The organism is Telluria sp. LT1R51-2 (assembly GCF_059685775.1).
In genome coordinates this window covers 551,323-571,385 of record NZ_JCASIM010000002.1, presented here as the reverse complement: position 1 = coordinate 571,385, position 20,063 = coordinate 551,323, and the positions used below count along the sequence as shown (strand labels likewise).

Sequence of the window (20,063 nt, the reverse complement as noted above, 5' to 3'; positions counted from 1 at the left end):
TCAGCCCAGGTTGCGCACGATGTAAGGGCCCATGAAGTTCGCCACCGGCAGCGGCAGCTTTTTCCATACCTTGATGAACAACTGGTACTTCGGGTTCAGCGGATTGTTGTCCGGCAGCGCATCGGTGGCGTACAGCTTGTACTCGTACGGCAGCGGCGTGGCAACAAAACCCCAGTTCTTCTTGAAGTCGTAGGCGCCGGTACCCAGCTTGCTGCGGCCGAAGTCGAACAGGCGGCAACCGCGCGCCGCGGCGGCCTGCATCAGGTTCCAGTACATGAAATCGTTGCCCGCCACTTCGCGCGCCAGGTCCATGCCGCCGCCGTAGTAGGGCACGACTTCGTCGCGCCAGTAGAACGACAGCACCGAGCCGACCAGGCGGTCGTCGCTGGTGTAGATCGAGCGCACTTCGCATTCGGCGCCAAAGGTCTTCTGCAGCAGCGCGAAGTACTTCTTCGGGAACACCGGTGTACCCAGGCGCAGCACGCTGTGGGCATACGCCGTAAACATATTGTCGACGTTGTCCTCGACCACGCCCTTCAGGCCCAGCTTGATCCCCTTGCGCACCATCGCGCGCTGCTTGCGCGGGATGGCGTTGAGGTTCTCGTCATCGACGGCGCTGATCTCCTTGCGGAACGTGACGTACAGTTCCTTGGTCAGCCAGCTTGGGTCATGCGGGTGCGCGCGCTCCATGGCGCGGTATTCGAGGTGGCCCACGCCGAGCTTGCGCGCCAGCGCATCGGCCGCGCCATCGAGCAGCACGCGCGCGCCGTCGTCGATGGCGGCCACGCCGCCGTACACGCAAAACGGCATCGCGCCCAGCGAATGGCCGAACAGGCGGCTCTTGATCTCTGCCAGCGGCAGCACGCCCTGAATCTGGCCGTCCTGCTCGACGAAGTAGAACCAGGTCTTGATGCCGAACGATTGCTCGATCACGGACTGCCAGCCGGACAGGTGGAAGAACGTCGCTTGCGGGCAGGCCCGGACGAACGCATCCCAGCGCGCCGCGGTTTGCGGCGTCATCAAATGCAGCGTCTGCGGACCGGCAGCCGCGGCGACGGGCGCCGCGCGCCGGGCCTGCGCCGCTTCGATGATCGAATTCATGGCTTGTCCAGGAAGATGCGGTCCATGCGGTCCCACTTGAAGTCACGCGCCAGCTGTTCGAGACGGCGCTCCATGCGGTCGATATTGACGTAGTGACGGAACTTCGCCTTGGCGCCCAGGCCGTCGGGGCGCGGCTGGTCGGTGTCGATTTCCCACGGGTGGAAGTAGAACAGGGCCGACTCGCCGTCTTCGCGGTTGACCTTTTCCATCATCCAGCGCGACAGCGCGTACGGCAGCAGGCGGAAGTAGCCGCCGCCGCCGGCCGGCAGGTGACGGCCAGCCATCTTCACCGTGGTGATCGGCACTTCGAGGATGCCGTCCGGGCCGTTCGGGTAGAACGCGAAACGCGGCGCGTCGGGCATGCCGTAGTGGTCGTGCGCGATCGGGTAGATGCTCGAGCTGTACTTGTAGCCCGCTTCGTGCAGTGCGTCGAGCGCCCACAGATTGCCGTGGCCGATTGAAAAACTCGGTGCGCGGTAGCCGACGACGGCCTGGCCGCCGATGTCTTCCAGCAGCGCCTTGGCCGAGCGGATATCGTTGTCGAATTCGGCGCGGCTCTGGTCCGAGGCGCGCAGGTGGCCATAGCCGTGGCTGGCCAGTTCGTGGCCTGCCTCGACGATGCGGCGCACCATGGCGGGATAACGTTCGGCGATCCAGCCCAGCGTGAAGAAGGTCGCGCGCACGCCTTCGCGCTCGTACAGCGCGAGGATGCGTTCCATATTGGCTTCGACGCGGCATTCGCGCGTCGGCCAGCTGTCGCGGTCGATGTACGGGGCAAACGCGGATACCTGGAAGTAGTCTTCTACGTCGCAGGTCATCGCATTGCGGATTTTTTCACCCGGCGCTGGACGCGGCCGGGCTGCGGGAGCGGTCATTTTCATGGCGGTTATTCCTGGTGGTCCGGGTGGTGTGGCGCAGCGCCGGAGGCAGTCGGTGGCGTGGCCGCGATCTTTTTCAGGATCGACAGCACCGACACGATCGATTTCTCGAGGCGCATCATGCGTTCGTCGAGCTGCTCGACGCTGGCGCGGCGCTCGCCCGGCTGCAGCTCGCCGGCGTGGCTGCCGCCAGTTGCCTGGTCGGCGTGCGCATCGGCCAGGTCGCCGCTGTCCGGCGCGTCGAATTCTTCCGAGATGTCGCGCACCACGTCGTTGATGTGCGCTTCGGTGAACGCCTGCAGTTCTTCCAGGTAGCCCATCAGGAGCACGCGGTCCATCAGCGTGTTGGTCTTGCGCGGAATGCCGCCGCTGTAGGCGTAGATCGCGCTGTACGCGCCATCGTCGAACGACGGTGTGCCCTGCCAGCCGACGGTGCTCAGGCGGTGCTCGACATAGGCGCGCGTCTCGGCCGCATCCATCGGCCCCAGGTGATAGCTGGCGATCACGCGCTGGCGCAGCTGCTGCATGCCGGGGCTGTGCAGGGTGGCGCGAAACTCGGGCTGGCCAAGCAGGAACGTCTGCAGCAGCGAACGTTCGTCGGTCTGGAAGTTCGACAGCATGCGCAGTTCTTCGACCGTGCGGGCATTGAGGTTCTGGGCTTCGTCGATCACGAGCAGGGCGCGCTTGCCCTGGCGGTCGACCGTGCGCAGGAACTGTTCGAGGCGGTTGAGCAGCTCGGCCTTGCTCTGGCCTTCGTACGGCAGACCGAAGCTCGAGACCACCATGCGCAGCGTGTCTTCGGGATCGAGGCTGGTGTTGACGATGTGCGCGGCGATGATCTGGTCCAGCGGCAGGTGACCGAGCAGGTTGCGCACCAGCGTGGTCTTGCCGGCGCCGACTTCGCCCGTGATGACGATGAAGCCTTCGCCCTGCGACAGGCCGTACTCGAGGTACGCCATCGCGCGCTTGTGGCCTTTCGAGCCATAGAAGAAATGCGGGTCGGGGCGTAGCTGGAATGGCTTGGCCGACAGGCCATAATAGGATTCGTACATCGTGATTGTCGTAGCTTTTAGAACTGCATGGACAGGCTCGCCACCATGGCGTGCTCGGTATAGGTGCCGCTGCTGGAGCCGGCCTCGGTGGTGAAGCGCCCAACGTTGCCGGTGCGGCGGCGCAGGTCAGCCGTGGCAAGCAGATCGCCAAAACGGCGCGAGATACCAACGCTCAGCGTGCGCTGCAGGTCTTCGAAGCCGCCCGAACGGGAGTCGCTCTGGTTGAAGCCGTAGCCGGCGGTCAGGTTGGAACGCGAACTGAGTCGATAGGTATAACTCGCGTCGAGGCCATGCTGTCGCACGTTATCGTTCAGATTGCTTTGGCCGACGCCCAGCAGCTGACTGTCGCTTTGCTGGGAGGACAAGGCGTTGCGGTTGCTGGCATACACCGACACCACCGCGTTGCTGATGCCTTTGGTGTACGCCATCGATGCGCGCAGCGATTTCTGGCGCACGAAGCGGTTGCTCAGAAAATTGACGCTGTCGGTCAGCGACGGTGGCAGGCCGTTGGTCTGGATATAGGCTGCCACGATGCGCTGGCGCTCGACGGGATCGGGATAGGCCGTGGCAAACATGCTGTTGAGCAGCCCGGCCGTATCGAATGTCGACGGCATCAGGAATTGCTCGCGCGCCGTCGTCACGAGATCGTCGTAGCTGATATTCCAGGTCGTGTGACGGGAACGGTGCAACGCCGACAAGGTGCCGGTGGTGCCATAGAAGTGGCGGCCGAGCGTTGCCTGCACATTCGTGCGCAGCGAAGGCGACCAGGCAAAGCCCAGTGACCAGCTGGCGCCCTGGTCGCCACCGCCCATGCCTTCGTACTGGTAGCGGTCGTAGCCGGCATTGGCCAGCAGCGACCAGCGCGAGTTCAGCATGTAGCGCAGGTTGGCGGCCAGGTTTTCATTGGTCGAGTCGCCGTACGTGGCCCCGCCCAGTTTTTGCTTCACGTAGGTCAAGCCCCAGCCGACGGTGCGGAATGATGCGCCGCTGGTGAGCGTTGCCTGGATGGTGTCACCGCCCGTGTTGCTGTAGCCGACCGCGTCGCCGCCGTCGACCGAATCGCGCGTGTAGCGCAGCACGCCCGAGGCAAAGCTGCCGAAGCGGTGCGTCAGATAGGGGCTGATGCTCCAGGTGTCGATGTCGGTACGGTTGCGGTTCGAGTACAGGTCGTTGCCCGTGCGCGGACCGAATGCCGACAGGCTCTGCTGGCCGCGTGACGCCGTCGCCTCGACGAAGAACAGATCCGACAGCACCTCGCCTTTCAGGTTTCCACTGTAGGAGCGCTGCGTGTTCGACGTGCTGTCTGCTGCACCAATCACGCCCGGATCGGCCAGATCGCGTCTGTCGCTGTCGTGCAGGTAGGCAAACCCGTGCAGTTGGGCAGTGGCGTCGACCGTCAGGCGCCGGCTGCGGTTGGACAGCGTGATCCCCGGCGACACCTGGGTGATCAGGTCGCTGTATGCGAACTGGTCTTCGGTGAGGTTGACGTTGTCGGTCCAGATTTCGCTGACGAGCAGAGTCGGCGTGATGCGCCATTCGGCCTGCGCCGGGCATGCGGCCAGCAGCATCGCTGCCGCGGCCAGTGGCGCCAGGCGCGGTGCGCAACGGCCTTTGCGCCCTTTAGCCATAGTGGTAATCATACGTTTCTTCAATGCCCGGAATATCCCTGGTCTTGTTGTAGAGGAGATTGACGTTGGCCATGCCTTCGAGCTGCTGCAGCGCTTCCTTGACCGCGTGCTGGGTCGTGGTCTGGGCTTCCACCACGACGATGATCTGGCCCATGTGGCTGGCCAGCACCCGCGATTCGCTGGTGAGCATCAGTGGCGGCGAATCGAAGATGATCACGCGGTCCGGATAGCGGTGCGCGAGTTCGTGCACCATCGCCGTCATGGTCGAGCTGGCCAGCAGCTCGGTGGCACGTGGCGTGCTGGTACCCGCTGGCAGGATCGACAGCGTATCGACGTTGGTGCGCAGCATGACATCCGCCAGGTCGAGCTTGTCGTCGAGCAGGATGTCCATCAGGCCGCGCTGGGCCGGCAGGCCGAGCGTGCGCAGCACCGAAGGGCGCGCGACGTCGGCATCGACCAGCAGCACCGTGTGATCGAGCTCCATCGCGATACTCATCGCCAGATTGATCGCGCTGTAGGTCTTGCCTTCGCCAGGAAGCGAGCTGGTGACCATGATCAGGTTGCCCGGGTTGTCCTTCGGGCCGCGCTCGATAAACGCGCGCTTGAGCAGCGGACGCTTGATGATCCGGAATTCTTCCAGCAGGTTCGTACGGCCGCCGGCCGCGGTCACCATGCCCAGCTCGCGCATGCGCGCCAGGTCCAGTTCGATGCGGCGGGTGCTGTAGCGGCCACTGGTCGCGCCAGTCGTCTCAGTCGTGGTCGCGGCAACTGCCGGCGTGACCACTGGCGCCGCCGCGGCAGCTGCCTGCTCCGGTGAGCGCGCTGGCACGTAGCCGGCATCCGGGGTGATGGGCTCTTGCGTATCCGCCACGATCACGGCGGCGGGGGTGGCAGCAGCGTTCTGGCGCTGCTGGTCGATGCGGCTGGCCGCTTTTTCGATAATGCTCACATTTGCTCCTTGGTGGCCAACCGGCCTTACATCGTCGGGCGGATCATGATGGCAGCGACGCCGGCGCCGTACATGCCGAACAGCAGCAGCACCGAAGCGGCCAGGGCGAACAGGCGGCGCTTGCGCAGCACTGTCTGTTCAGCGGTCCAGTTCATGCTGACCGAGCCCAGGATCGGCAGCCCCGTGACTTCACGCAGGGTAGCCTGGCTGAGGAAGGTCGGCCGCAGTTGGCTCAGCAGGAACGCACCGGCCAGGCCGGCGGCGAGGGCGGCGACGAAGACCAGCGAGAACAGCTGCATGCGGTTCGGGCCGCTCGGCGTGGCAGGCGCGGTCGGTGGATCGATGACGCGGAAGGTCAGCATGTCGGTGGCCGACGAGAGGTCGCCCGACAGCTTGGCCGACTCGCGGCTCGCCACCAGCTTCTGGTAGTTTTCGCGATTGACTTCGTAGTCGCGGTTCAGGCGTGCCAGCTGGGCTTCGATCTCGGGCACTTGCTCGCCCTGGCCACGCAGACGACCGACGCGGCCGCTGTATTCGGCCACCCGGGCCTGCAGCGAGGCGACGCGCGCTTCGGCATCGGACAGTTGCACGGTCAGCTGCTGCAGCATCGGGCTGTAGCTGGCGCCCGGATCCATGCTCGGCTTGGTGTTCTTGGCAGCTTCGGCACGGCGCTCGCGCAGTTGCTCGAGCAGGCGGCGGTTGGCGACGATGTCGGGGTGCTGTTCGGTGTACTGGGTACGCAGCGTATCGAGCGTCTTGTTGACGTTGGCGATGCGCTCATCCAGCTCTGGATCGACGAAGATCGGCGCGGGACGCGTGCCCTTGCCGCCGCCGCTGCCACCGGAAATCTGGCGCCGGATTGCATTGCGTGCCTGCTCGGCCTCGGCCAGCTCCAGACGTGCCTGGCTCAGGCCTTCGTTGGTGGCGACCATGCGCGTGCCGTAGTCGGCGCCTTCGCTTGGCAACATGCCGATGTGACGGATCTTGAATTCCTTCAGGCTGTTCTCGGCAGCAGCCAGGCGCTCTTCGTAGCTGCGGATCTGGTCGTCGATGAACTGCACCGCTTTTTCGGAGTCCTGCTTCTTGTTGCCGAAGCTGCCTTCGACGAAGATCGTCAGGAAGGCCTGGACCACGTCCTTGCCTTCACGGGCGCTGGTGCCGGTGTAGCTGATGGTGTAGATGTCATCGCGCTCGGTACCGGCGATCTTGATGTTGGCCATCATGTCATCGACCAGCTTGTTCATTTGCTTGGCGTCGGTTGCTTTGATGTCGAGATCGACTTCGCGTACCACGCGCTCGACGTTCGGACGACTGATCAGGGTACGGCGCATGAACAGGACCTGCTGCTCCAGGTTCGGCAGCATGGTCATGCCCGACAGCAGTGGCTTGAGGATGCTCTGGGTATCGACATACACGCGCGCCGACGCTTCATACTGGTTGGGCAACTTGTAGACAACCAGCCAGCCGGCCAGCGCCACCACCCAGGCGATGATGACCGCATGCCAGCGGTATTTGCCGATGGCTTTGAGGAGGTTAAGAATCTGGGAAGTAATTTCAGCCATCGTATCAGTCTCGCCGGTCAGGTCCCGGTCTGCAAAAAACCAGGCTCACAAATAAACAAAGTGCATGATCGCTTGTACCCTGAGCAATTGCAATTGCAGGTTAGAAAATCCAGCGATTCTGGGTAAACGATACCGTCTGTTTGCAACACCCGAGCAAACAGCCAGAGAAAAATCTTAAGTGAATTTCATTACAGGATGCTTAATTGTTGCATTATCGCAAACATTTAGCGAAACCGCTTGTTGTATTTTTTGGCATGATTGCGTGGCGCAGGAGTGTTTCGCAGGCGACGCAAAAGATGTTGCTGAAATTCAAAGGTCCTTATTGTAATGGCTAAAAACCGAAAGGGGCCGTACGATTGCTTCCATCGTGCAACTGCAACCCAATGAGATCGTTTGATGATGCGTAGATTGTTTGGAAGAAAACTGACGGCCCTCACCGTGGCCATCCTGATGGGGCCTGGCGTGATGATGGCGCCTGCAACAGCGGCCACGTTGCCGCAGACGGTGGCGGCGGTCAAGCCCTCGATCGTCGGCATCGGCACCCAGATGCAGACCCGCAGCCCGGCCATCGTATTCAGCGGGACCGGGTTCGTCGTCGGTGATGGTTTGAGCGTGATCACGAATGCCCACGTGGTGCCCAATGAGCTCGACGGTGCCAAGCTGGAAAAGCTGGGAATCGTGGTGCCGGACGGCGCCGGTGTGCGTTTTCGGGCGGCGCAACTGGTCGGGCTCGATCGCCAGCACGATCTGGCACACTTGCGCCTCGAGGGAACGCCACTGCCAGCGTTGCGTTTAGGCAACGCCAGCATGGCGGCCGAGGGGCAGGCACTGGCATTTACCGGTTTCCCGCTCGGCATGGTGCTGGGCCTGTATCCGGCCACGCACCGCGCGTTGCTGGCGGCGATCACACCGGTGATGCAGCCGTCACTCAATGCGCGCAAGCTCGATGCACGCGCCGTGGTCCAGTTGCAACGCTCGCCGTTCAGTATCTATCAGCTCGATGGCACTGCCTATCCGGGCAACAGCGGCAGTCCGCTGTACGACCCCGAGACCGGGCAGGTGTTGGGCGTGATCAATATGGTGTTCGTGAAGGGCCTGAAAGAGACGGCCATCACTGCGCCGAGCGGCATCACGTATGCGATTCCGGTTCGTCATATCCAGGAATTACTGGAACGCTAAACTGGCCCCGTCATGCGCCTGACATGCTGTCGTGTTGAACTTGCAACAACAAAGTATTTCAATTGTGCATGGCTTGTTCCCACCACGGACTGCGCTACAATAGCGCAGGCCATGATGGCGAAATAACAATTATTGATTCGCGCGGTAAACCATGCAGGCAGGTGGGTTACGGTGCATGCAAGGGATGAACGCGATGATGACAAAACTGACGAAACACCTGGTCGCCGCTGGCGCTGCTGCCTGCATGCTGATCCTGGCAGGCTGCGCGACGCCGCCGCCGCCAAGCACCGCCGCGATGGCGCCGATCAATCCGGATTACCTGATTGGCCCTGGCGACAGCGTCAACATCATCGTCTGGCGCAACCCTGAGGTGTCGATGACGGTGCCAGTGCGTCCTGATGGCAAGATCACGACCCCGCTGGTCGAAGATCTGCCGGCTGCCGGCAAGACATCGACCCAGCTGGCGCGCGATATCGAGGGTGCGCTGGCCAAGTTCATCCAGCAACCGGTCGTGACGGTGATCGTGACCAACTTCATTGGCAACTTTACTGACCAGATCCGCGTCATCGGCCAGGCGGCGCGTCCGCAGGCACTGCCGTATCGCCGCGAAATGTCGGTGATGGATGTCGTCATTGCCGTTGGTGGCGTGACCGAATTTGCATCGGGTAACAAGGCCAGCATCATTCGCACGGTCGATGGCAAGCAAGAGAAATTGCCAGTCCGCCTTGATGACCTGATCAAGGATGGCGATATCTCTGCCAACATCATGATGCGCCCAGGCGATATCCTGGTCATTCCAGAGAGCTTCTTCTAAAAAGCCTGTCGATTATTCTTACACTGCCGCGGCTTGGCCTGTGCAATGCAGTGTAAAATCGTGCTTGACAAGCGTCTAAGTAGTTGTTTTAAGTAAGAATATTCCTACAGGAATTTCAAGGGCACGAAACTTGCTCTGTGACCTGTGTCGTAATTGAATTCGAGGACTAGCCGTGGCTAACGATCAGCAACAAAGCGGTAACGAGCCGCAACACCCTTCCATCCCGCCAGCGATGCCCCAGCATGGCGTCACGCGCCGCCGTCTGGCCAAAGCCGGTCTGGGCGCGGCGGGTGTGCTGATGACGCTCGAAAGCCATGCGACGCTGCAGAAAACCGGTTTCGTGTGCGAGTCGGCATCGGCCTTCCACTCGGCTGGCCTGAACAGCAACGTGGCCACCGAGCAGCGCTGCAATCCGCTGTCGCCATCGAACTGGTGCCATGTCCAGCGCAGCTGGCCATGCAACAAGACCAAGCGGTTCGCCGACATCTTCAAATGCAATGAAAAGCGTTTCGAGAAAACCTATTACGCCTGCTCGATGGCCGAGGTCATGACGTCGACGTTCGATGCCCAGTACTCGTACATCGGCAAGCACCTGTGCACGGCCTACCTGAACGTCATTTCGCGCCGCATCGACTTTCTCGACGTGCTGACGCTGCAACGCATGTGGAACGAACTCAAGAACACGGGCATGTACAAGGTCAATGCCAGCGTTTCCTGGAATATCCATCAGGTCAGGCAATACCTTGTCGCTGTCCACGGCGAGTGAGCACGCAGGGGCCTGGCGTCGTCCGGGCCCTGCAGTTCTGCATTACCGCCAGTGGCAGGACGATGTCGTCCTGTTCAACGAAGTGTCAGGTGCTACCCACCTGCTGACTCCCGAGGCGCTGGTCGTGCTGCAACACATGGATATCACGCCCACGCCTGAAGCGGCGCTTGCGGCAATCCTGCGCGAACATTTCGAAGTCGACGACGCCACGCTGGCCCATGATGTGGCCGAGCTGCTCGAACAACTGTCCTCCCTGAATCTGATCGAACCATGTCTCTTGTAGCCGATCTGGGCCGTGCCGAACTGGTGCGGCGCCTGGGCGGCCCTGGTCTGTTGCTGCGCACCGGACCGTTTGTCAGCCGAATCCAATCGAATATTCCCCTGGTCGCCGATGGCATCGGGTTGATGTATCGCGACAACCTGATCGAGGAGCCGGGCGGCTTTGCCGATTTCCAGGTGCGCCTGCGCCAGAGCAGCGGCCTGCGCCGCTGGTGGCACCCGCAGGTCCGCTTCGACCATGACGGCCGCGAGCCGTTCGCCCCGTTGCCGGTGGCGCAGGCCTGGCCGATGTTCGAATGGGTCATGAACTGGTGCGTCTCGAACCGCGCGCATCGCTACCTGATCGTGCATGCCGCCGTCATCGAGCGCAATGGCTGCGCGATCATCCTGCCGGCCCCGCCCGGCTCGGGCAAGAGCACACTGTGCGCTGCCTTGGTCTGCCGCGGCTGGCGCCTGCTGTCGGACGAACTGACGCTGATCCGGCGCAGCGATGGCATGCTCGTGCCGCTCGCGCGGCCAGTCAGCCTCAAGAATGCCTCGATCGACGTGATCCGCGCGTTTGCGCCCGATGCCTTGCTTGGCCCTTCGGTACCGGGCACCAACAAGGGCACGATCGCGCACATGAAGGCACCAGCGACGAGCGTGGCGCAGGTTGGCGACGTTGCGCGCGCACGTCATATCGTGTTTCCCCGCTACGAGGCCGGCGCCGCGACCACGCTCACCCCGATGTCCAAGGGGCAATTGTTCATTCGGGTGGCAGAGAACGCCTTCAACTATTTCGTGCTCGGCCCTGCCGGCTTCGATTGCCTGGCCGATCTGGTCGAAGGCGCCGACGGTCACGAATTCTGCTATAGCCAGCTGGACGAAGCGATCGCGCTGTTCGACCGCCTGGCGGGAGTGACGCCATGACGGCGCGCGCGCCATCGCTGCTGGTCGAGGTGCTGTCGGCGCCCGGCCGGGTCCGGCTGCTTGACCTGCCGGGCTGGGACCGCTTGCTGCGCCAGGCCAACAGCGCCAACGTCGGCGCGATCCTGGTTTTCCTGCTTGAGGAGCACGGCCTGCTCGACGACGTGCCGCCGCAGCCGCGCGAGCACCTGGAAGCGGCGCGCATCGTCGCACTGCGCCATCGGCGCCTGACAGGCTACGAAGTCGAGCGCATCCGCAGTGACCTGGCCCAGCTGGGCCTGCCACTGATTCTGCTCAAAGGTGCCGCGTACGCGATGGCCGGCTTGCCATCCGGCCGTGGCCGGCTGTTTTCGGACATCGACATCCTTGTACCCAAGGACCAGCTGGACGACGTCGAAAACGCGCTGATGGTGCATGGCTGGGCCAGCACCCACCACGATGCCTACGACCAGCGCTATTACCGCACCTGGATGCATGAGCTGCCGCCCATGGTGCACCTGCGGCGTGGCAATGCCATCGACGTCCACCATGCGATCCTGCCCGAAACGGCGCCGGTGCGGCCCGACCCGACTCTGCTGCGCGCGGCCGCGCGGCCGATTCCGGGCGATCTTGGCGCGCTGGGCGTGTGCACGTTGTCACCGCACGACATGTTCCTGCACAGCGCCGTGCACCTGTTCTTTGGCGGCGAATTCGATCAGGGATTGCGCGACCTGTTCGACATGCATCGCCTGGCGACGCACTTTGGCGCCGAGCCCGGCTTCTGGGATGGCCTGGTCGCGCGCGCCGTTGCGCTGGAACTCACCCGTCCGATGTTCTATGCGCTGCGCCATGCCAGCCGCACGTTCGGCACCCCGGTACCGGCGTCAGTCATGGTCGCCGCCGAGGCGTTTGCGCCGTCCCGGCCCGTGCTGGCGCTGATGGATGCGCTGTTCACGCGCGCGCTGGTGCCGCCGCATCCCGACTGCGTGGCGCGCTTCGACGGTGCTGCCCATTTCGCCTTGTATGTGCGCGGAAACTGGCTTCGCATGCCCATGGTGTTGCTCACGCGCCACTTGTTTCACAAGGCTTTCGTATCGCCACGTACCGCAGAGGCCGCTTGACCTGCTACTCTTTGCTCTAAGGGAAGTTGCATAGCAAATCCATTAATTTAAATTCATTTTGTCAATAAAATTAGCATTAGAACAATTATCGATGCTATGATGACTACATTGTCGTCGCTGTACGACGCGTCGATACCGTCAGGAGAACGTACATGATCGAGACATTAGTGCCAGCCATCCCGTGTACCGGGCTTGGTGGCGATGACTCAGCCGCGGATGACAATCCGAGCATCATTGACGTTACCATCAACGAACGTGTGTTCGGGATTCGCGCTGCCGACATCGATACCCAGCGCAACTCCGCAAGCATGCTTATCAGCAAGATGTATGCATGGCGCGGCTATAGTGGCAACCACCAGATCAATAACGACCCCAACCGGATCACGCTGACGGCGTCGGACCGTGGCCAGGTCTTCGGCACGCTGAGCCTTGGCCTGGATTCCGACATCGGCCTGCTGGCCGACCAGGTATTCGCCGACTATATCGATACCCAGCGCGGGACCGGCAAGGTCTGCGAAATCATCAAGCTTGCCGTCGATCCGGCCATCAAGTCAAAGGCCGTGCTGGCGTCGCTGTTTCACGTGGCCCTGATTTATGCGCGCGACCTGAATCATTGCAGCCACATCTTCATCGAGGTCAATCCGCGTCATCGCCGTTTTTACGAAGCCATGCTGGGCTTCCAGACTGTCTGCGAATCACGGCCCAATCCACGCGTGCAGGCGCCAGCGGTGCTGCTGAGCGCCGCTACCGCGTTCGGTACCGAACAGGTCGCCAAGTGGGGCGGCATGCAGGACAAGGCGGTCGGTGAACGCTCGCTGTTTCCGTGGTTCTTTTCGCAGCGCGAAGAGGCCGGCATCATCAACCGCCTGCGCGCGCTCGGCTAAGCGCTGTTGCAGGGGCACGCGCCCCGCACTTTCCCCTCAGTATTTGTACTTGCCTGCCTGGCAGGAACGTCCTATATTCAGCGCTTCGTGTTTATCACATTGAGGATGCTCCATGACGACAGGTAAGACCCGGGATGAAATCGCCGAAGCCTATTCCTCTGAACCGTGGTGGTATGACCTGCGCGGCTTCTTCATTCTGACCTTTGCCTACAACAGCACAATCGGCACCCAGATGCGCTTCTTCGGACCGAACTTCGGGCCCGACCACCTGGAAGTGGCATGCGGTACCGGGACCCTGCTCGAAATGGTGCTGAACTGGCGCCGGCGCCGCAAGCTCCCGCAAGTAAAGGTCACCGGCATCGACTACGCGCCATCGATGCTGGCCGGCGCCAAGCGCCGTTTTGCCAACAATCCCCAAGTCCAGGTGCAGCACGCCGATGCTGCCCAGCTGCCGTTTGCCGACAATCGCTTCGACACCGCCAATATCGCCAATTCGATCCACTGTTTCCCGACGATCGATGGTGCGCTGCGCGACATCCTGCGCGTGCTCAAGCCGGGCGGCACAATGGCGGCGAACGTCCTGCTGTACCCCACCGGATTCGGGCCATTGCGCTGGGCCGCACAGAAGATCAACGACTGGGGTATCCGCAAGGGGATTCTCTACAGCCCGTTCCATGTGGAAGAACTACGCGCCAAAATGTTGGCAGCGGGTTACGAGATTCACTCGGAGTTCACATCCGGAAATACGTGGAATGTCGTCGTGCGCAAGCCCTTGTAGGAGTGCTCCCACAGCAACGTTTTGAGGCCGTAAATATGCTGTCGGTATTTTTTACAGTAGTATTTGATCTGGCTCAATAAAAATCTCTAACTGTTTGATTTAAAACAAATCTCTTGAGCTGGCACGGTGATTGCTTATATAGCCTCGTGAGCAGTACCCCATACAACCCAGGAGATTTACGAAATGAACGCTTTTAAGAAAACCATCGTCGCCGCATCGATCGCAGCTGCAACCATCTTCAGCGGTACTGCCGCAGCAGCCCCGTTCAATTCGTTCACCGTCGATCCAGTCGGTCCACAGGCAAACTTCGTTGCTGACAAGATCACCGGTAACTACACCGAAACCGCGACCTTCAATCAAGATGGTACGTTCAACGTCTCGCTGGTGTGGACTGCTGGCCAGTTCGTCGGCAACGGTGGCAACACCGCGTACGAAGCTTTCCAGACCGGCCTGGGCGCAAACTACGGCCTGTTTGCTAACTACTCGGCAAGCGGCACCTACTCGGTGAGCGGCTCGACCACCACGTTCAACTTCCAGCCAGGCACCGGTAGCCTGGACCTGTTCATGGACACCACGCTGGGCGTCGCAGGCGGCAACGTCCTGCTGGGCTCGGGTAACCCACTGGCTGGCCAGGGCACCCTGAACCCAATGCTGAGCACCTGCTCGAACCCAGGCAACCCAAGCGGCAACGGCATCAACTGCGGCAGCTTCGGTGCATCGAGCTCGTTCGCTCTGACCGAAGCCGGCAGCAGCTTCTTCGTCCTGCCTAACCCGTTCTACTCGATGTCGTTCCAGTCGGGTCAGCTGAACAACTTCACCCCATCGGGCACCCAGACCATCAACGGTTCGCTGGACGTCGTGTTCGAAAACGCAGCTGAAGTGCCAGAGCCAGCATCGGTTGGCCTGCTGGGCCTGGGCATGCTGGGTCTGTACGCAGCACGTCGTCGCAACAAGAAAGCTGCCTAAGAACCACGGGCCTGCTGCGCAGGCCCTGTTCGAAAGCAATAAAAAACCACTGCCGGTATCGACAGTGGTTTTTTTTCGTCCCGCGATTCACCGGCGCCGCGCGCCGGCGTGCCGTCGTTCAGCGACCGGCAGCCGCCATGCGCGCAAACTGGCGCCGGCCGATGGCAATTGCCAGGCGCTGGATCGGATGGCGGTTGCCGCCCGGTCGCCATGTGCGCTTGAGTTTGTTGCGATAGGCATCGAACTGCATGCCCCAGGGTGCGGCCAGCACGTCGCCACGCCCCAACAGGATCTTGAGCGATTCAGTGGCGATGATGCCGGCGCACAGCTGGCAGGCCATGAAGGTCGAGGGGCCGCGCCGCTCGGCGAAGTTCACCGAGCCCGGCACCATCAGGTAGTTGCGGTGCAGACCGGCCGGCGCCAGGCCAACCACAAAGCGGATCGCTTTTTCCTGCTCCGGCAAATCGCCCCAGCCGAAATACTCTTCGAACGTCATCTTGCCCGGCATGAAGTTGAGCAGGGCGGCGCCCATGCCCAGCGGCGCGGCAGTGGTGGCCGGGATGCCGAGCCGTGCGCACGCAGCAAAGGTCTGCTGGCGTGCATCGAAGGCGAAAAAGTCGAGCGCATCGACGTACAGGTCGACACCGGCGAGGAATTCGTCGAGATTGTCGCCATGGACGCCCTCGGGAAAGATCTTGATCTCGATGTCGGGATTGATGTCGCGCGCCATGGCCGCCAGCACGTCGGCCTTGGGCTGGCCAACGGTCGACATCATGGCGCCCACCTGGCGGTTGAAGTTGGGGATGTCGAACGTGTCGAAGTCGGCAATGTGAAAGCGCGTGACGCCCAGGCGGGCGAGCGTCAGCAGATGCACGCCACCGACGCCACCGCCGCCCGCAATGGCAATGCGCTTGCCACGCAACTGCTGCTGTTCGGCGGGTGTAACCCAGCCAATATTGCGTGAAAACGCCTGCTCGTACTGGAACGGATTGCTCATGGGGACATTGCGAAAAAGTAGGGACGAGATGGTCGGCGCCGCAGGAAGGGCAGGGCGCGTACCGGCGATGCAGGTGCTTATGCCGGATGTGACTCATCCATGCGCAGCAGGCGGTTGATGATACCGCGTTCCTCGCGGGGCGAAAAGAAGTACGGGTAGAACGAGCGCTCTTCGGTTTCACCATCGGCGGCAAAAGTGCCGCCAAAAATGCTGATCTGCTCGGTAACGTACTTGAGATTCACGCGCAGCAGGTAGGCCGGGGCATCCACCCGCGTGTTGATCTTGAGCTCGCCCTCTTTGCGGAACCCCAGCATGCGCTCGTAGAAGCGGCGATGGCGCGGGTTGACCTCGATGATGATGTCGGTGCAGCCATGCATGTCGCGGGCGTAGATGACGGCCAGATGAAACACGTTGGCCAGCGCGGTTTTCGAGCGTACCGACGGGTCGAACGCAAACTTGGTGAACTCGCACAGGCGCGCGCCGTTGGCGCGGTGGGCGTCCAGCTCGGCGCCGAAGACTTCATCGGCCATCAACCCGACCTCGGAATCGATGCCGATGCTGAGTGTGCCGACCACGTCGCCCTTGTCGGTGGCGGTCAGCGTGATGCGATTGGGGTCGTTGCTTGGCTGGTGATCGCCGGAGTAGCCGCGCCAGGCGTACATCCTGTTGATCAGCATGCTGGCCGAGTTACGACCGTCCGACGTATCGGTAAGCCGGATTCCGTATGAATCGTCGTTCACGATAAACATCCTTATCTGTGTAGTGACATCTTATCTGGACATCAATAAATTGAGCGTTCGATAGGATGAATAAATATCACCGCCAGGATGCTGCATGCAAAGGTCAATCAGGCCGCCGCAAGCTGAATGAGAGCGTGCGGCGGCGTGCCACATTACAGCGTCTTGAGCAGCGCGCGTGCCTCATCGGCTTGCGCGAATGGCGCGTTCGCTGCCAGCAGCTTGTCAAGCTCGCGCTTGGCACCGGCCTTGTCGCCACTCTTGTTCAGCGCCTGGGCGAGGTGATAACGGATCTCCATCGCATTTGGCGCCTGGGTGCTGGCTTTCTGCAGCAGCGGCAGGCCGCGTGCGACATTGCCCTGCTCAACCAGCATCCAGCCCAGCGTGTCCATCACGCCTGGATTGTCGCTGGCGATCTTGAACGCCTGCTCTGCAGTTGCCAACGCGCGTGGATCCTTCACCTGCTGATAAGCCCAGGCCAGGTTGTTCAGCACCAGCGGGTTCTCAGGCGCCGTCTTTTGCACGGATTCCAGACGGGAGATAGCCGCTTTGTAATCCTTGCCCGCCATATTGATTTCGGAAACCATCAGCGCCATGCGTGCATCGGTCGGGTTCTGGGCCAGCCACTTTTCGCCGCGCGCCAGTGCATCCTTGCTCTTGCCGCCTGCCTGCATCGCCTGGACCACCTTGGCGGTCAGTTCCGACGATGGTGCGAGCGCCAGGGCCTTCTCGTACGCCAGCAGGGCTGGTGCGCTCTTTTGCTGGCTCATCAGGATGTCGCCTTCGAGCACGAAGCCGATCGGCGCTTTTGGCGCGGCCTGCTGCGTCTGGCGCGCCGCTGCCAGGGCGTCATCCGGGCGCTTGGCACGCATTGCCGCGTCCACCTGCATCAGGCGCGCGGGCATGAAATCAGGCTGCAGGTCAACCGCACGCTTGATGTGGCCTGCGGCTTCGCTGTCGTTCTTGAGCAAGCGCTGTACCTCGGCCAGGCGAATCTGCGCGGGCGCCGATTTCGGCAACACGTTGGCCAGCTTGCTGTAGGTATCGAGCGCACCGTTCAAATCCTTGGTGGCGATCTGCGACTGACCCAGCAGTTCGAGCACGCCGGCATCGGTCGCGTTCGTCGTCTGGAACTTGCGCGCCAGCGCCAGTGCTTTCGGCGCCTGGTCGGTGCGCAGGTAGTGAGCGCCCAGCTTCAGTGCCGGGGCTGTAGCTTCCGGATTGGCCGTGCTGGCTTTCTCGAACCAGGTGGTGGCTTCGGCGGTGTTCTTTTGCAGCAGCGCCAGCTCACCCAGTGCCGCCATTGCGTCGGCATTGTTCTTGTCCTTCTCGAGGAAGGCCGTGAAGCGCGCCTTGGCAGCGTCCGGCTTTTTCTCCTGCATGTCCAGACGCGCGAGGTTGGTCACGGCCGGCAGGAACGTTGGCTGCAGCTGTACGGCTTTTTCAAACGCGGCGCGTGCTGGCGCATTCTTGCCTTGCACCATGTACACGGCGCCCTTGAGCTGCTGCACCTGCGCGCTGTCCGGCTGCTGCTTCTCAAGCGACGCAACGGCAGCCTCGGCCCGGTCATAGCGCTTCATGCCCATCTCGGTCTGGACCAGGGCCATCGTGGCCTGGAGCGATTTCGGATCGAGCGTGGCAGCCGCTTCGAGTTCGCTCAGGCCACGCGCCTGGTCGCCCTGTGCCAGGCGCGACAGGCCAAGCGAAGTGCGCACGGCGGCAGCCTGCGGCGCCAGTGTGGCGGCTTGCTGCAGGTAACTGCTGGCCTTGTCGAAGTCACGGACCTGCATGTACGACTCGCCTGCCAGCGCCAGCAGTTGTGCATCCTGCGGCGCGTCTTTCAGCGCAGGCGCCAGGGTTGCGGCAGCATCGGCTGGCTGCGAATTACGCAGTTGTGCCTGGGCCAGCAGCTTGCGTGCATAGACATTGTTCGGATTGCTTTGCAGGTACTTGCGCAGGTGCTGCTCGGCCTGCTGGGTGCCGCCCAGATTCAGCTCCGATGCGCCGGCCAGCAGGATGCTCGGCTGGTGATCGGGGGCGATCTTGAGGATTTTGGCCAGCGCATCTTTCGCGGCCGAGTATTTACCTTGCGAGAATTCGTACAGGCCGCGCGTGTACACCACCAGCAGGCTGCCCGGCGAATTCTTTTCGGCGGCCTCGACTTCGATCTTGGCCGCGTCGAACTTGCCGCGGGCGATCTCGACGTACGCCTTTTCAATGTGGGCGCCACGGTGATCCGGTTTCAGCTTGAGCGCCTGGTCATACGCCGCCAGGGCTTCGTCCGGCTTGTTCATCATGCGCAGCATCGAGCCGCGCATCATGTAGGCTTCGGGATTCTTCGGATCCTTGGCAACCGCGTCCTCGACGTAGCGCGTTGCTGCTTCCCGGTCGCCTTTGGCGGCGGCAATACGCGCCATGCCCATCAAGGCCTCGCCCGAACTGGCATTGGCCGCCAGCGCGGCGGCATAAGCCTGCTGCGCTTCATCCGGCTTGCCGCTGCCCAGCAGCGCATCGGCGCGCAGGCTCAGCAGTGGAGCCGAACCGGTCGCCGCTTCGGGCGTGATCTCGGTCAGCACTTCCTTGAACTTGCCCTGCTGCGTCAGCGCCTGGCCGAGCAGTGGCAGCACGCGCGCTGCCGGGATACCCAGCGAACGGGCGCGGCCGAATTCTTTTTCAGCCGACACAGCATCGCCGGTCGACAATTGCAGGGAGCCCAGCGCCATGCGCGCTTCGCCGTTTTCCGGGCTGTTTGCCACGGCATTCTTCAGCTGGATCAGCGCCGCCTTGATATCGCCTTTTTGCTGATATTCGGTGGCTTCGGCCAGCAGGGTCTCGGTCGACTGGGTGCGGTTGCAACCGGACAGGCCAGCGGCCAGGATGGCGCCGGACAGCAGGGCGGTAAGAGTAAGCTTGGTAGCGTGGCGCGACATGTGGGATTCCTCAGGCAATGGAGTTCGTTGTTTCGCCAGATAGCGAAATTCCTCAACAACAAATAATACCTGAAGGAATAGCGGCGCCAACGTACAAACGGATGCGATTGTTGCAAATTCCAGCCGCCGGTAACAGCAAAAAAGTGAGAGCAATTGTTACAAAGATGGCAGGCCACCGGCGCAGCGCCGTTCAGCCCGAATTGCTGCCTGGATCGCTGCGCAGGCGTTGCAGCAAAGCATCGACATGCTCACCCACCGGCAAGCCATGCCGCCGCAATAACTGCACATGCAGCACGAGGTTTTCCAGCACCAGCTTGGCCGAGACGGCAAGCAGTGTCATTAGGCGATCTTCATGGCTGAAGTTGTCCATCGCCGCCGCCATCTCGCACAGGTGATTGGCGACGAGGTCGCGCAGTTCGTCTTCGGGGAAGGGGAGGTCGGCGAAGTCGATCGGGTCTTCCTGTTCGACTTCGCGCATCAGTGCAGACAGCTGTGCGGGACGGATCGGCATGCATGACTCCGTGGTGTGGACTGAGTCATTCTAGGCCGTTTGCCGA

Annotated in this window: 19 protein-coding genes; 9 read left to right on the top strand and 10 right to left on the bottom strand. The window is 62.1% G+C overall.

The window, feature by feature from the left end; all coding sequences use genetic code 11:
- The 6 genes from AC56LH_RS20740 to AC56LH_RS20715 are packed head-to-tail and all read right to left on the bottom strand — an operon-like array spanning position 1 to position 7,170.
- The gene (locus AC56LH_RS20740; protein ID WP_499649281.1) at positions 1-1,101 is read right to left on the bottom strand and encodes a FemAB family XrtA/PEP-CTERM system-associated protein; all 1,101 of its coding nucleotides are present in this window, start codon (positions 1,099-1,101) and stop codon (positions 1-3) included.
- Positions 1,098-1,982, bottom strand: coding sequence for an XrtA system polysaccharide deacetylase (locus AC56LH_RS20735; protein WP_183554692.1), 885 nt, complete (start codon positions 1,980-1,982; stop codon positions 1,098-1,100). The genes AC56LH_RS20740 and AC56LH_RS20735 overlap by 4 nt, the downstream gene beginning before the upstream one ends.
- 5 nt (positions 1,983-1,987) lie before the next feature.
- Positions 1,988-3,031: an XrtA/PEP-CTERM system-associated ATPase gene (locus AC56LH_RS20730; protein WP_499649279.1), complete on the bottom strand. Its 1,044-nt coding sequence runs from the start codon at positions 3,029-3,031 to the stop codon at positions 1,988-1,990.
- Between the two features lie 17 nt (positions 3,032-3,048).
- A complete protein-coding gene (locus tag AC56LH_RS20725) occupies positions 3,049-4,659 on the bottom strand; it encodes a TIGR03016 family PEP-CTERM system-associated outer membrane protein (RefSeq protein WP_499649277.1) in 1,611 nt (536 codons plus the stop codon).
- Entirely contained in the window at positions 4,652-5,608 is a 957-nt protein-coding gene (locus tag AC56LH_RS20720; protein ID WP_499649275.1) for an XrtA-associated tyrosine autokinase, read from the bottom strand. Before AC56LH_RS20720 ends, AC56LH_RS20725 begins: the two co-directional genes overlap by 8 nt.
- Positions 5,609-5,634: 26 nt before the next feature.
- Positions 5,635-7,170 (bottom strand): XrtA system polysaccharide chain length determinant, encoded by a 1,536-nt coding sequence (locus AC56LH_RS20715; protein WP_499649273.1) that lies wholly within the window; start codon positions 7,168-7,170, stop codon positions 5,635-5,637.
- Between the two features lie 396 nt (positions 7,171-7,566).
- Between AC56LH_RS20715 and AC56LH_RS20710 the strand changes: the two genes are divergently transcribed.
- The 9 genes from AC56LH_RS20710 to pepA all read left to right on the top strand — a co-directional run bounded on the left by AC56LH_RS20710 (position 7,567) and on the right by pepA (position 14,842).
- Complete coding sequence (locus tag AC56LH_RS20710) at positions 7,567-8,349, top strand: S1 family peptidase (protein ID WP_499649271.1); 783 nt, start codon at positions 7,567-7,569, stop codon at positions 8,347-8,349.
- A gap of 196 nt (positions 8,350-8,545) precedes the next feature.
- Entirely contained in the window at positions 8,546-9,163 is a 618-nt protein-coding gene (locus AC56LH_RS20705; protein WP_499649815.1) for an XrtA/PEP-CTERM system exopolysaccharide export protein, read from the top strand.
- A gap of 172 nt (positions 9,164-9,335) precedes the next feature.
- Positions 9,336-9,929, top strand: a complete 594-nt coding sequence (locus tag AC56LH_RS20700; protein ID WP_499649269.1) for a hypothetical protein — start codon at positions 9,336-9,338, stop codon at positions 9,927-9,929.
- Positions 9,907-10,212: an HPr-rel-A system PqqD family peptide chaperone gene (locus AC56LH_RS20695; protein ID WP_499649267.1), complete on the top strand. Its 306-nt coding sequence runs from the start codon at positions 9,907-9,909 to the stop codon at positions 10,210-10,212. Before AC56LH_RS20700 ends, AC56LH_RS20695 begins: the two co-directional genes overlap by 23 nt.
- The gene (locus AC56LH_RS20690; RefSeq protein ID WP_499649265.1) at positions 10,200-11,117 is read left to right on the top strand and encodes an HprK-related kinase A; all 918 of its coding nucleotides are present in this window, start codon (positions 10,200-10,202) and stop codon (positions 11,115-11,117) included. The genes AC56LH_RS20695 and AC56LH_RS20690 overlap by 13 nt, the downstream gene beginning before the upstream one ends.
- Positions 11,114-12,214: a nucleotidyltransferase domain-containing protein gene (locus AC56LH_RS20685; RefSeq protein ID WP_499649263.1), complete on the top strand. Its 1,101-nt coding sequence runs from the start codon at positions 11,114-11,116 to the stop codon at positions 12,212-12,214. Before AC56LH_RS20690 ends, AC56LH_RS20685 begins: the two co-directional genes overlap by 4 nt.
- A 152-nt stretch (positions 12,215-12,366) precedes the next feature.
- Positions 12,367-13,098, top strand: coding sequence for a GNAT family N-acetyltransferase (locus AC56LH_RS20680; protein WP_499649261.1), 732 nt, complete (start codon positions 12,367-12,369; stop codon positions 13,096-13,098).
- Positions 13,099-13,210: 112 nt separating this feature from the next.
- Positions 13,211-13,876, top strand: coding sequence for a class I SAM-dependent methyltransferase (locus AC56LH_RS20675; RefSeq protein WP_499649259.1), 666 nt, complete (start codon positions 13,211-13,213; stop codon positions 13,874-13,876).
- Positions 13,877-14,059: 183 nt separating this feature from the next.
- On the top strand, positions 14,060-14,842 hold the full coding sequence (gene pepA, locus AC56LH_RS20670) for a flocculation-associated PEP-CTERM protein PepA (RefSeq protein ID WP_499649257.1): 783 nt from the start codon (positions 14,060-14,062) through the stop codon (positions 14,840-14,842).
- Positions 14,843-14,960: 118 nt separating this feature from the next.
- Here the strand turns inward: pepA and AC56LH_RS20665 are convergent, their stop codons facing one another.
- The 4 genes from AC56LH_RS20665 to AC56LH_RS20650 all read right to left on the bottom strand — a co-directional run bounded on the left by AC56LH_RS20665 (position 14,961) and on the right by AC56LH_RS20650 (position 20,017).
- A complete protein-coding gene (locus AC56LH_RS20665) occupies positions 14,961-15,839 on the bottom strand; it encodes a ThiF family adenylyltransferase (protein WP_499649255.1) in 879 nt (292 codons plus the stop codon).
- A gap of 77 nt (positions 15,840-15,916) precedes the next feature.
- The gene (locus AC56LH_RS20660) at positions 15,917-16,588 is read right to left on the bottom strand and encodes a GNAT family N-acetyltransferase (RefSeq protein ID WP_258837016.1); all 672 of its coding nucleotides are present in this window, start codon (positions 16,586-16,588) and stop codon (positions 15,917-15,919) included.
- A gap of 143 nt (positions 16,589-16,731) precedes the next feature.
- On the bottom strand, positions 16,732-19,506 hold the full coding sequence (gene prsT / locus AC56LH_RS20655) for an XrtA/PEP-CTERM system TPR-repeat protein PrsT (protein ID WP_499649253.1): 2,775 nt from the start codon (positions 19,504-19,506) through the stop codon (positions 16,732-16,734).
- A 190-nt stretch (positions 19,507-19,696) separates the two neighbouring features.
- Positions 19,697-20,017 (bottom strand): hypothetical protein, encoded by a 321-nt coding sequence (locus AC56LH_RS20650; protein ID WP_499649251.1) that lies wholly within the window; start codon positions 20,015-20,017, stop codon positions 19,697-19,699.
- Positions 20,018-20,063 lie beyond the last annotated feature (46 nt).

Excerpts from the sequence above, each read along its gene's own strand:
- AC56LH_RS20660 (WP_258837016.1), bottom strand. The coding sequence starts at position 16,588 with ATGTTTATCGTGAACGACGATTCATACGGAATCCGGCTTACCGATACG.
- AC56LH_RS20735 (WP_183554692.1), bottom strand. The coding sequence starts at position 1,982 with ATGAAAATGACCGCTCCCGCAGCCCGGCCGCGTCCAGCGCCGGGTGAA.
- AC56LH_RS20690 (WP_499649265.1), top strand. The coding sequence starts at position 10,200 with ATGTCTCTTGTAGCCGATCTGGGCCGTGCCGAACTGGTGCGGCGCCTG.
- prsT (WP_499649253.1), bottom strand. The coding sequence starts at position 19,506 with ATGTCGCGCCACGCTACCAAGCTTACTCTTACCGCCCTGCTGTCCGGC.
- AC56LH_RS20675 (WP_499649259.1), top strand. The coding sequence starts at position 13,211 with ATGACGACAGGTAAGACCCGGGATGAAATCGCCGAAGCCTATTCCTCT.
- AC56LH_RS20685 (WP_499649263.1), top strand. The coding sequence starts at position 11,114 with ATGACGGCGCGCGCGCCATCGCTGCTGGTCGAGGTGCTGTCGGCGCCC.
- AC56LH_RS20705 (WP_499649815.1), top strand. The coding sequence starts at position 8,546 with ATGACAAAACTGACGAAACACCTGGTCGCCGCTGGCGCTGCTGCCTGC.
- AC56LH_RS20665 (WP_499649255.1), bottom strand. The coding sequence starts at position 15,839 with ATGAGCAATCCGTTCCAGTACGAGCAGGCGTTTTCACGCAATATTGGC.
- AC56LH_RS20725 (WP_499649277.1), bottom strand. The coding sequence starts at position 4,659 with ATGGCTAAAGGGCGCAAAGGCCGTTGCGCACCGCGCCTGGCGCCACTG.
- AC56LH_RS20715 (WP_499649273.1), bottom strand. The coding sequence starts at position 7,170 with ATGGCTGAAATTACTTCCCAGATTCTTAACCTCCTCAAAGCCATCGGC.
- AC56LH_RS20650 (WP_499649251.1), bottom strand. The coding sequence starts at position 20,017 with ATGCCGATCCGTCCCGCACAGCTGTCTGCACTGATGCGCGAAGTCGAA.
- AC56LH_RS20680 (WP_499649261.1), top strand. The coding sequence starts at position 12,367 with ATGATCGAGACATTAGTGCCAGCCATCCCGTGTACCGGGCTTGGTGGC.
- AC56LH_RS20710 (WP_499649271.1), top strand. The coding sequence starts at position 7,567 with ATGATGCGTAGATTGTTTGGAAGAAAACTGACGGCCCTCACCGTGGCC.
- AC56LH_RS20740 (WP_499649281.1), bottom strand. The coding sequence starts at position 1,101 with ATGAATTCGATCATCGAAGCGGCGCAGGCCCGGCGCGCGGCGCCCGTC.
- AC56LH_RS20730 (WP_499649279.1), bottom strand. The coding sequence starts at position 3,031 with ATGTACGAATCCTATTATGGCCTGTCGGCCAAGCCATTCCAGCTACGC.
- pepA (WP_499649257.1), top strand. The coding sequence starts at position 14,060 with ATGAACGCTTTTAAGAAAACCATCGTCGCCGCATCGATCGCAGCTGCA.